The 10365-nt window shown below is 70.7% G+C and carries 9 protein-coding genes and 1 pseudogene; 4 read left to right on the top strand and 6 right to left on the bottom strand.

The window, feature by feature from the left end; all coding sequences use genetic code 11:
• Positions 1-16: 16 nt before the first annotated feature.
• Positions 17-1891, bottom strand: coding sequence for an FG-GAP repeat domain-containing protein (locus OIE13_RS02015; RefSeq protein ID WP_326829450.1), 1875 nt, complete (start codon positions 1889-1891; stop codon positions 17-19).
• A gap of 20 nt (positions 1892-1911) precedes the next feature.
• Positions 1912-2796: a DUF1702 family protein gene (locus OIE13_RS02010; protein ID WP_326643732.1), complete on the bottom strand. Its 885-nt coding sequence runs from the start codon at positions 2794-2796 to the stop codon at positions 1912-1914.
• A 1809-nt stretch (positions 2797-4605) separates the two neighbouring features.
• On the opposite strand from OIE13_RS02010, the gene OIE13_RS02005 reads away from it, so the two are divergent.
• The gene (locus tag OIE13_RS02005; protein WP_326829449.1) at positions 4606-5583 is read left to right on the top strand and encodes an SCO6745 family protein; all 978 of its coding nucleotides are present in this window, start codon (positions 4606-4608) and stop codon (positions 5581-5583) included.
• A 40-nt stretch (positions 5584-5623) separates the two neighbouring features.
• Here the strand turns inward: OIE13_RS02005 and OIE13_RS02000 are convergent, their stop codons facing one another.
• On the bottom strand, positions 5624-5920 hold the full coding sequence (locus OIE13_RS02000; protein ID WP_326829448.1) for a hypothetical protein: 297 nt from the start codon (positions 5918-5920) through the stop codon (positions 5624-5626).
• Between the two features lie 215 nt (positions 5921-6135).
• On the opposite strand from OIE13_RS02000, the gene OIE13_RS01995 reads away from it, so the two are divergent.
• On the top strand, positions 6136-6492 hold the full coding sequence (locus OIE13_RS01995; protein ID WP_326643737.1) for a hypothetical protein: 357 nt from the start codon (positions 6136-6138) through the stop codon (positions 6490-6492).
• Positions 6493-6629: 137 nt separating this feature from the next.
• Positions 6630-7862, top strand: a complete 1233-nt coding sequence (locus tag OIE13_RS01990) for an ADP-ribosylglycohydrolase family protein (protein ID WP_326643739.1) — start codon at positions 6630-6632, stop codon at positions 7860-7862.
• A gap of 64 nt (positions 7863-7926) precedes the next feature.
• On the opposite strand, the gene OIE13_RS01985 is transcribed toward OIE13_RS01990, so the two are convergent.
• Together OIE13_RS01985 and OIE13_RS01980 are read right to left on the bottom strand one after the other, a co-directional pair.
• Positions 7927-8394, bottom strand: a complete 468-nt coding sequence (locus OIE13_RS01985; RefSeq protein ID WP_326643741.1) for an aromatic-ring hydroxylase C-terminal domain-containing protein — start codon at positions 8392-8394, stop codon at positions 7927-7929.
• Positions 8316-8867, bottom strand: a pseudogene (locus OIE13_RS01980) (AMP-binding protein); the annotation flags it as partial. The gene OIE13_RS01985 and the pseudogene OIE13_RS01980, both read right to left, overlap by 79 nt.
• Positions 8868-8948: 81 nt before the next feature.
• Between OIE13_RS01980 and OIE13_RS01975 the strand changes: the two are divergent.
• Complete coding sequence (locus OIE13_RS01975) at positions 8949-9632, top strand: alpha/beta hydrolase (protein WP_326643743.1); 684 nt, start codon at positions 8949-8951, stop codon at positions 9630-9632.
• A gap of 108 nt (positions 9633-9740) precedes the next feature.
• Here OIE13_RS01975 and OIE13_RS01970 read toward each other — a convergent pair whose 3' ends face one another.
• On the bottom strand, positions 9741-10286 hold the full coding sequence (locus OIE13_RS01970; protein ID WP_326643745.1) for a TetR family transcriptional regulator: 546 nt from the start codon (positions 10284-10286) through the stop codon (positions 9741-9743).
• Positions 10287-10365 lie beyond the last annotated feature (79 nt).

Genomic DNA, 10365 nt, shown 5'->3' with positions numbered 1-10365 from the left:
TCCTTCTGAGTGGTCGTCATCGCGTCGCCACCGTTCCGTCGGAGCCGAGCAGAAGGGTGTGACGGCCCGCCGTGAGCGAGATCGGAGCGCTGTGCGTGCCCGCCGCGTCGCGCCAGGTCACCATCCCCGTGGCGGAGCCGGTGGGCGCCGCCAGGTGGACCCGCGACGCGGAGGCGCCGGCGTGCCCGTTGGCCGGATAAAGCTGGGTCTTCTGCCGTACGGGCCCGGTGATCTCGACCTGCGCGCCGACCGCGGCCCTGGTGCCTCCGCCGGCGGCCGGCACGACGAGTTCGAGGTCGATTCCGGGAGGCCCCTCGGACCGGTTCAGCAGGAGACGGGAGTTCTCCCACTGGTTGGCGACCACGGCGTCGAGCTTCCCGTCCCCGTTCACGTCGCCCAGGGCGAACCCCCGGCTGACGTCCGGCCGGTCGAGTCCGAGGGCGGGCGCCAGGTCGGCGTAGCGGCCGGTGGGAGTCCTGACCCAGAAGGGGTTGTGCTGGTGGCCGGACAGGTCGTCGCCGGGCCCGAAGTTCGGCCAGGCCCCGGCCAGGTCGAGCAGGTCGTCGTTGCCCATGGCGAGCTCCTGCAACTCGGGCCAGCGGTCCTTCTCGCCCTTGAGGAACCCGGTGGCCTGCAGGATCTCGTCGGTGCCGTCGTTGTCGAAGTCACCGGACTTGACGTCCCAGGCCCAGCCGCTGCGGGAGAGCCCCAGCTCCTCGCTGTCGTCGCGGAAGGCGAGCTCGCCGGGACCGCCGACCGGTACGAAGGCGAAGTTGCTCTCCTGCAGGGCGTACTCGCTGGTTATGTTGCTGACCATCATCATCGGCAGGCCGGTACCGCCCGGATAGGTGAACGTGACCCCCATGCCCTTGAACGAGTCGTGGCCGAGCACCTTGGACTTGGGCATGGTCAGGGTCCGCGTGCCGGGCACGGCCCGCAGGCGCAGGTGGCCGGGCGTGGACTCGTTGGCGAGCAGGAAGTCGGGCCCGAAGTCGTTGGCGACGTAGATCTCGGGCAGCAGGTCTCCGGTGAGGTCCTGCAGGCCGAAGGCGAGGGTCCACGAACGCGCGACGTCGTCGTCGAGGGCCGTGCCGGCGTCGGTGAACCGGGGCAGGGTGTCGCGGGCGCCCGTCGGCCTGCCGAGCAGGATCCGGTTGCCGCCGGCGTTGCGCGCCAGGCTCATCGAGTGCTGCATCGCCATGCGGCTGTCGTCGGCCGCCGTCGGGTCGAGCACCCTGGCCCCGTCAGGGAAGTAGTTGCCGACCAGGACGTCGAGGTGCCCGTCGCCGTCGACGTCGGCGATGTTGAGTGCCGTGCTGTTCCACACCTGCATGGGCTCGACGAGCTCTGTGGCGGTGAAGCCCGCGGCGGCCGGGACGCCGGGCCGGGTGTTGAGGAAGACGACCGGTGACCGGCCCCAGTAGTAGACCAGGATGTCGGTGTCGCCGTCCTCGTCGAGGTCGGCGGGGACGCACCCCATCGGCGCCATCGTCGCGTCGTACGGCACACCGCCCGAGGGCCGCAGCTCGACCGGCGGGTACGGCGTGCCGCCCGACCGGGGGGCCGGCCGGAGCGTGACGCTGTCGTCGCGGGGGTCCACCAGGCAGACGTCGCCGGAGTGGCCGAGCCCACGCAGGTCCGTCAGAGCCACAGCCGCGCCGACCGCGGAGATCCAGCCTCTGATGTCCCGGAGGCCGGGGGCCACGACACGCTCGGTGCGGGCCTGGGGCGGGGCCGAGTTCAGGTCGAGGCTCTCAAACGAGTAGCGCCCGGCGAGCCGGGTGGCCTCTCCGGTCGCGATGCTCGGCCGCAGCGTGAGAAACCCCAGCGCGGCGCAGAGGACGATCGCGACCGTGGCCGGCACGCTCCTGCGCAGGATGGTGTGGACCATTCCGTTCTCCGATCGGAGGTTCAAGCGGCTTGCCGGGCGGCGGTGATACCTCTCAGCCGGGCCCGCCATTCCTGGTAGGCGGCGGCGTCGTAGGAGTGGTCGAGGTCCGCGGCGGTGCGGTCGGCCCAGGATGCCGCGGTGTCAAGGTCGACCCCGAGCACGACGCGGCAGGCGAGCTCGGTGTGGGCCGGGACGATGCCCGAGCGGACGCGGGCGGTGGCCCCGAAGACGACCCCCTGGGCGAAGGCCGGCGCCGAGGGGCCGGCCGCGGCCAGCAGCGCCTCCAGCCCGGCCTCCGTGGTGGCCCCGGCGTACGCCGATGCCAGGCCGATTCCGCTCCAGAGCTCGGTGCGAGCCACTCCCGGCTGACGGCCGATGACCTCCGCCACCCCGGCGACGTCGGCGGACTCGGCGAACCAGAGCGCCCGGCCGCAGCCCGCCAGCCGGATCGCCCCCCTGGCGGTGGGCGCCCTGCGGCTGCGTCGGGCCAGCGCCCGCAGGCCGCCGAAGAACACCTCGCCGAACCCCGCGCCGTCAAGGGCCAGCCACCGCAGCAGCGGGGTCCCCGGTAGCCGCAGCGGCGCCGGCAGCCGGGCGGGGGTCAGCCCCCAGCCCGCGCCGACGTGGATGAGGTGGGGGTAGCCCCGCCCCGGCCCGTCGAGCAGCCGGTGGAGCGCGCTGTCTCGCCGCGGGTTGGGCAGGTCACGATAGGCCGCGTACATCGCCGCGCCCTCGTAGGCGAACCCCCGGTTCTCCGCCGGCACCGTGGCGAGCGCCTCGTGGATGTCCGACCAGCGGAAGGCTGCGAGGTTGAATCCGTCAAGAAAGCTCCTGGCGCGTTCCTCCAGAATCGCCCGGGCCGCTGCGTGATCGGTCCGGAAACCGCGCCGTTCGAAGTCCGCCATCCCGTATGGCAATAGTGACCGCATCGCCACAGCCCCTCTCGGAGAACCGATTTTCGGAGAGCCGATTCAGCCGAATGTCCTACCCAGAATGACTATCAGCATCAATAGCGATCGGCAAGACCTTGACTTTGGGTAAGGGGGCGGGATAAGTACATGGGGGCGACAAACCAGCAGTTAACAGGAAATTTACCCCCTGACCAGCGACTCAGGGTAGGGCTCCTCACTTTGAAATCTGTAGCAACCCGCCCGGATGGCCATCGGAGTGGCCATCCGCACGACGGATCACCCCGGGACGATCTCCCGCCGGTCCGGTCCGCCCCCTCGCCGAGTCCGCGACAATCGCTCCGGCCAGAGAACGCAACTCTCTCGGTCTGGGGAACGCCCCTGGTCCGCACCTTGTTGACGGCGACTCCGGCACATCCAGGCGGCCGCTCACCGGCGACGGCCCCGCGGTCACCTCCGACCGGGCCCCGACGTGCCCCGCCCGGAAGTCCCCGGAGGCCTCCGGGGCCGTGCGCACGACCGTCCGGCCGCACGCCGTGGTCGTACCCGCCTCACGGGTTGCGTCCGGTCACGAATCAGCGGCATCCCGAGAGCGTTTCAAAAAGAACCCGACATCCACTCTTCGCTATTTGCCGCTTATTTTTAATATAGCAATTATCAAACATCTCGACATATTCATGCCGGGCGCCATTCAGTCCTCCTCCGGGAATTCCGGCTGTCACGGCGCATTCTTCCCGCCGTTCTCACATAAGTCGCCCCGGCCAGATCACGGGCTTCATGAACACCCTTTTCGACAGGCGAACTTCACTGACGATTTCGGCTCCGCCGTCACCGGCGATCCCACAGAGGGCCCCGAGGTTCCATGCGACGGGCATTCCGGCGCCCGCGCCCAGCGGGTTCCTTACCGCCCCCACCCCTGGCCGCCCCCCACCCCAGGCCGGCCCCGATCCGGGAGATCTTCCCGTCATGCGCCATGAGACCGGACTCGACGTCCACTGGAACGATCCATCTAGGAGAAAGAGGCCGCCTCCCCCCGAGGCCCTACCACATGGAGCCCAGACAACCCCCTTCTCCACCGTTCTCTTTACTTGTAGTCATGAACAATGTCGACTTTGGAAAGCGCCCCGCCGGGCCCTCTGCCATGGCCCCGCAGCGCCGGGATGATTTACCACCAATTTCCAGATTCCCCAACAACCGTGCACAAAGGTAAATAACGGTTGGCTCCTACTTCCGGGGCATACCAACCCCGTTTGCTATATCATGCCCCGGCTTCCCCGCGCGGCGACGGCACCGTCGCGGCTCATCCAGCGAGGAAAGAGCCCCGGGCCGGCTCACCCCCCGACCACCGCCTTCCGGGGTACGGGAGCGCGGCAGGCGACTCGCCGCACGGCACCACCCAGGTTCAGGGTCGAAAGCTCGGCGAGGGAGCGAGGTGCCGCTAGAGCCGCGGGGCCGGGAGGCCGGTGGAGTGAGGGCGGGCTCCCCCTCCCCGGTCACCGGAGCGGCCGCCCAGGTCTGGCGCCGCCGCCGGTGTCACCTTCAGTGACCGACACGCGCGGCTCTCCATCGACTCGGGAGGGCTGGACGACCGGACATGACGGTGGCACCGGGAGTGCGGCGACAGAGGGCGAACCGTCTGGGATCACAATTCGCTCTGAGTTCTCGACAACCCGCACGGCATCCCTTGAGAAGACCCAGCCTTACCGGAAAGGTGACCCATCTCCGCTGATCAGGTCAGGGTTCGGACCATATGAGCGGATCTCCCAACGGGAGATCAACGGTTATTTCGCCGAGTACCGTATGAACATGCACAGCCGATCCGCCAGGATCCACGAGACAGGGTGTGAGACCGTGCCGGAGCACGAACCGAACGTTCCGCGTGTCATGTGGCAGCTGCTGGAGCCCCTGCACGCCGTCACCTACTTCGCCCCGGAGGCTCGGGCGGCGTCCGACGCGGTTGGCATGCGTGGCTTCTGGATGGGGTACTTCGCGGCCCGGGCGGCGCCGCTCGGGCCGGTCGGCCCAGACGTCGTCACGGCCGCCTTCCACGGCTTCCCCCCGGCCAAGGTGTCCAGGGCGCTCCCCGACGCATGGACGTTCGCGACACCCGGCGACGTGCTCCGTGCCCGGCGCGACGGGGCGAGGGCGGCGCTGCGGAACCTGCTCACCGACGAGGTGACCGGCCCGGACGACCTGCGCGCGGCAGCCGACCTCGCCTGGCAGGCCGCCGGCCTCGCCGACACCGCGGGCCGGGTGCTGAGCGCGGCCAACCAGGCGCTGCCCGCGCCGGGCGAGTCGCACCTGCTGCTCTGGCAGGCCGCGACCACGCTGCGCGAGCACCGGGGCGACGGGCACGTGGCCGCGCTCATCACCCACGGCGTCCCCCCGATCCAGGCCCACCTGCTCAAGGTCGCCGCCGGTGAGACCGACATGGCCCTGCTGCGCGCGGCGCGCCCCTGGCCGGACGAGGAGTGGGAGTCCGGTGCCGCCGCCCTGCGCGAGCGCGGGTGGGTCGACGCCTCCGGCGGCCTCACGTCCGAGGGCACGCGGGTGCGCGAGCGGATCGAACGGCTGACCGACGAGGCCGCGTCCGGTCCCTGGCGGGCCCTCGGTGACGAGCGGACCTCCGTCCTCGCCCGGCTGCTCCGCCCGCTGGCCTGCGCCGTCGTGAAGTCGGGCTTCCTGCCGCCGTTGAGCCCGATCGGCCTGCCCCTGCCGTCCGCCACCGGAAACGAGAACGGCCGGGAGCTCTCGCTCCCGGCCTTCCCCTCGCAGATCAACTGAGGGTGACGGGGCGGCGGTGAACCCGCCGCCCCGTCGCGGATCAGCTGAACGGCAGCCGTACGAGAGACTGGTTGCCGACGCCGAGGGAGGTGGTGCCGTTGCCGATGGCGCTCCAGACCTCGACCTTCACCTGGCCTCCGGACAGGTTGCCGAGCGTTCCCGAGGAGGACTGCGGCCCCGCGCCCTGCGTGTAGTGCTCCCAGCCCGTCACCGGGTCGGTGGCGAAGTAGGCGTAGGTCTCCCCCCCTGTCCCAGCTTTGACGGTGCCCGTTTCCACCTTCCGTACCCCCACCCCGCCAAGCCCGGCACCGGCCCCCGACGCCACCTCCGGGCACACCGCACCTCCGCACGCCCCCGGCTCCCACGCCCGTCCAGCCCCTCGCGCACACGCCGCCCCCACCTACGCGGCGCCCCCACCCGTCACGCGCGTACCCGATCGACAAGACCGGCACAACTGGCGAAGCGGCGACAGAACCAAGACTGGACACGCAGAGCGGTGACCAATTTACTATGCGTGACCATTCAGGAATCCCCGGTCCCCCAGGAGAGATCATGCGAAGCAGGAAACTCGTGACCACCGCCCTGAGCGTCGCCGTCGGCATCGCGGGCCTGACCGCGCTGACCGTCACCACCCCGGCCACGGCCTCCGTGCCGGCCGCCGCCGACTTCACCGGATACCAGATCGTCAAGCTTCCGAACGCCAACGTTCCCAACTTCCAGCGCCGGGTGGTGAGGTGTCCCGCCGGAAAGAAGGTCGTCGGCGGCGGCGCCGAGGCACAGGGAAACCAGGCCGTCCTGGTGGGCTCCTTCCCCACCGATGACGGTGGCGGCTGGATCGGCCTCGGACGCCAGCCCGGCTACAACGACGTCGGCATCAGCGTCTACGCGATCTGCGCCAACGTCGGCTGATCATCGCCACACCGCAGGACCACGGGCTCCGGCCCGGGCCGTGAGCGCCCGGATCGGAGCCTCTTCGGCTCTCACGGGACGGGGAGTCGGCCACCCAGTCGTTCGACGGCGACCTGTTCCTCCGGCTGAAAGCGGAGATGAACCTCCCCGCGACGATGACGGCCTTCCGGCGGCTGACCGCGTTCTCCTTCGTCACCCCCGTCCTCGGGGAACAGCGGCCCGCCCTCCACCGGTCGCCGCGTCACGCCGTCACGAACATCACGCCGGAACTCGTATCGCAGGCTCACCAGGTGCTCACGAACTACCATGTAGCGGTGCAGCAACCAGAGGAACGGCTCCCCAAATCTACCTCGCTCGCCCGTGACCAGGGAGAACGCCCACCATACGCGAAGGTGACCCCACGCCCGCCACACGCGAAGGTGACCCGAGGCCACGCCGAGGCCACGTCCCCGGCGGGCCGCCTCGACGGCGCCGAGCGCATCGGGCGGGCGATGACGGCGTTCGCCGCGGGCGACGCGCTGGGCGTCCCCTGGGAGGGCTCGGCCCCGGCGGCGATCGACGCCGACCGCATCGGTGAGATCCCGGCCACCCGGCGGGGCTGGCCGCGCGGCGCGACCTCCGACGACACCGCCCAGATGCTCCTGGTCTGCGAGCTGCTGGCCGACACCGAGGGTGACCCGACCGCCGAAGCCTTCCTGGCCCGGCTCGCCGCCGCGGAGGACGAGATCCGCGGCATCGGCCCGACCACCCGCCGGGCCCTGGAGCACTTCCGTGAGACGGGTGCCCTGCCCGAGCCGATCCCCGGCCAGCGCGCCACCAACGGCGCGGCGATGCGCATGCTCCCGGTCGGCTGGACCACTCCCGCCACCGCCTCCGACCTGCGCCGTCACCTGGTGGAGGCGCTGGCGATCGGCACCCACCGCGCCCCGGAGGCCATCGCCGCGGCCTGCCTTGTCGCCGCGATGGCCGCCAGGGCGATCGAAGGCCTGGGACTCGCCGCGGTCCTGGCCGCCGCCGAGGCCGAGGCCGACTGGGTCGCCGGTCGCTACGGCGAGCCCACCGCCGTCCGCGCCGCCCTCGCCGGCAACTGGACCTCTCCCGCCGAAGGCGTCAGCCTCGACGCGCTGGAGACGACCGCCGCCGTGGTCCACGTGCTGAGCACGACAGCGGATCTGGACTCGGCGCTGCGCCACTCCGTCCTCCTCGGCGGCGACACCGACACCGTCGCCGCGCTGGTCGGCGGAATCCGGGGCGCGATGGCCCCGGAGGAGCTCGACACTCTCACCTGGCTCCCCCTGGTGGACTTCGACCGCCCCACCGACCTGGTCGAACGGCTACACCGGCTGCGCGTCGCCCGATACACCCGATGACCGGGGCCGTCGCCTCCGGAGCGGGCGCGGCGTCGCCAAGGTGCTGCGATAGCGGGCCGGGTGGTCAGTGGAGCATGGCTCGCGCCGATTTGGCCAAGGCGGCGTCGTCCGGCTCCTCGGACGCCCACCCCACATACCCGTCAGGCCTGATCAGGACCGCCCGGGCGGTGGCCCATCCCGGCCGGTCACCGGCCGCCGGAGCGACGGCGTACACGTGGGCGCCACCGACGGCCGCCAGGGTGCCGCCCGACAGGTCCAGCAGCACCGGACGGCCGTCGCGCAGCAGCTCGAACAGCGTCCCATCGGCCAGGTCGAGGTCGGGGGCCCGGGTTCCGGTCAGCGGGTGGGCGTGGTCACCGGCCAGGAAGACCCTGCCCTTGCGGTAGGTCGCCGCCTGCCGGGTGGCGTTGCCGAAGCGGGAGAGCCAGACGGGGTAGCCGGCGATGTGGTCTTGACATGGGTCCTGATGTGCGCGGCGGTGGTGGTCGCGCCGGGGCGCAGGACGATGACGGCGTGCACTCGCTCTCCCCATTGTGCGTCCGGTACGCCGATGACGGCGCAGGAGGCCACCGCGGGATGCTGAGCGATGATGTTTTCGACCTCGGAGGAGTAGACGTTCTCGCCGCCGGTGATAATCATGTCTTTGATCCGGTCGACGATGTAGAGGTAGCCGTGCTCGTCGAGGTAGCCACCGTCGCCGGTGTGCATCCAGCCCTCGCGCACCGCGGCGGCGCTGTCGTCGGGCCTGCCCCAGTAGCCGAGCATCACGTTGGCGCCCCGGACGGTGACCTCGCCGACCGTGCCCGCCGGGGCGGGTTGACCGTCGGAGGTGATGACGCGGACCTCGCAGTGGGGTGTGGCTCGCCCTGCCGAGCGCAGCAGCCCGCCACCCGTCAGGTGTTCCCGCGCGGTGAGCAGTGTGGCCACCGGGGCCAGCTCCGTCATGCCGTAGGCCTGGGTGAAGCCGGCGACGTGGTAGCGCTGCAGGACTCCCCGGATGCTCACGGTGTGGGTGCCGGGTAGCAGCGGGTCGGCGGCTACGTCTTCCAGGACGGCTACGGGCTGAGCGCCGTCCAGTACGGGCTGGTGTTCGCCGTCAACGCCGTGGCCATGCTCACCGCCAGCGCGAGTTTCGGCCTGGCCGCCCGGCGAGCGGCGCTGCCGCTGCTACTGACCGGCTACATCGCCATCGCCACCCTCGGCACGCTGGCGCTGGCAGTCCAGGCCATGCTGGCGCCCACCCTGGCCGGCACCTGGCTCTGCCTGGCCGTCACGATGTTCGGCGTCGGCGGCGTCTTCCCCGCCGTCACCACCATCACGCAGACCATCGGCCACGCCCGCGCCGGGGCGGCCTCCGCGTTGTCCGGCAGTGCCGCCTACCTGTTCGGCGCCCTGGCCGCCCCATTGAGTGGCACTACGGTGCGAGCGATGGCGTTGGTCATGCTGGCCGCACTGGTGCCGGCCGTCCTGGCGCTACTGGTGGCGCGCCCATGCCCGGTCAGCCACATCACAGGTGAGACGCCGCCGTTCCTGCTGTTGCACGGCGACGACGACCGCGTCGTGGCTCCTGCGCAGACCGCACGCCTGCACCAGGCACTGCGCCGCGCCGATGTGGACAGCAGGCGGTATGTGCTGGAGGGTGCCGGTCACGGCGTACTGTCGTCCAAGGCCCGCATCTGGACCAGCACGCAGGTCATGTCGATCATCGTGAACTTCCTCCGTTCCCGGCTGAGATCCACTCAGGGCTCCGGCGACAAGAGCAGCAGATGATCGCCCAGATTCACTACGGCGGGCTGTCGGCACATCTTCGCCGACAAGAAGTCCGGTAAGAACGCCGGTAAGAACGCCGACCGGCCAGAGCCGGTGGCGTGCTGCCGGCTACGGAGTCGTCAGGCGGCGGACCGCCTCCACGACGGTGGCCCGCTGAGCGGCGGCGTCCGCGAACGTGGGCCGGGCCAGGGCGCCGTGCCTGCTCGGCCATGCCTGCACGAGCGCCATGATGAACACCAGCAGCGCCACCGGATCGAGCGCGCTGTCATGAGCCCGCGCGGCCGACAGCGCCGCCAGCTTCTCGGCGATGGAGCGCTCCTCCACCTCGGTGGACGGCGAGCTCTCCAGGGTGCGCCACAGGGCAAGCCGGTGCCGCTCGGGATGGTCGACCAGGTAGTCGAAGAGACGACCGGCATATCCGGGCAGGTCGTCGGTCGTGAGCGGGACCGCCTCGACGAGCCGGCTGAGGGAGTGCTCCAGCACGGTGGCGAACAACCGTTCCTTGTTGCCGAAGTATGCGTAGATCATCCGCTTGTTGACGCCCGCGCGCTCGGCGATTCGATCGATCCGTGCACCGGCCTCGCCGTACGCGGCGAACTCGGCGGTCGCCGCGAGCAGGAGCTTGTCCCGAGTCTTGTCCGCATCGCGTGCCATACACCCCAGCATAAGTAAATAATTGGTTATTGACAAGCAATCAATGCCAAGATAGACAGATAACCATATAGTTACTTCA

Source organism: Streptosporangium sp. NBC_01810 (assembly GCF_035917355.1).
In the GTDB taxonomy this organism is placed as follows: Bacteria; Actinomycetota; Actinomycetes; order Streptosporangiales; family Streptosporangiaceae; genus Streptosporangium.
The sequence above is the reverse complement of the archived record's forward strand: the minus strand, read 5'-3'. Positions and strand labels throughout refer to the sequence as shown.

What these genes read in the sequence shown, in the direction of transcription:
- OIE13_RS02015 (WP_326829450.1), bottom strand. Translation starts at nt 1,891, where the DNA reads ATGGTCCACACCATCCTGCGCAGGAGCGTGCCGGCCACGGTCGCGATC.
- OIE13_RS02010 (WP_326643732.1), bottom strand. Translation starts at nt 2,796, where the DNA reads ATGGCGGACTTCGAACGGCGCGGTTTCCGGACCGATCACGCAGCGGCC.
- OIE13_RS02005 (WP_326829449.1), top strand. Translation starts at nt 4,606, where the DNA reads ATGCACAGCCGATCCGCCAGGATCCACGAGACAGGGTGTGAGACCGTG.
- OIE13_RS01995 (WP_326643737.1), top strand. Translation starts at nt 6,136, where the DNA reads ATGCGAAGCAGGAAACTCGTGACCACCGCCCTGAGCGTCGCCGTCGGC.
- OIE13_RS01990 (WP_326643739.1), top strand. Translation starts at nt 6,630, where the DNA reads ATGAACCTCCCCGCGACGATGACGGCCTTCCGGCGGCTGACCGCGTTC.
- OIE13_RS01985 (WP_326643741.1), bottom strand. Translation starts at nt 8,394, where the DNA reads ATGGGGAGAGCGAGTGCACGCCGTCATCGTCCTGCGCCCCGGCGCGAC.
- OIE13_RS01970 (WP_326643745.1), bottom strand. Translation starts at nt 10,286, where the DNA reads ATGGCACGCGATGCGGACAAGACTCGGGACAAGCTCCTGCTCGCGGCG.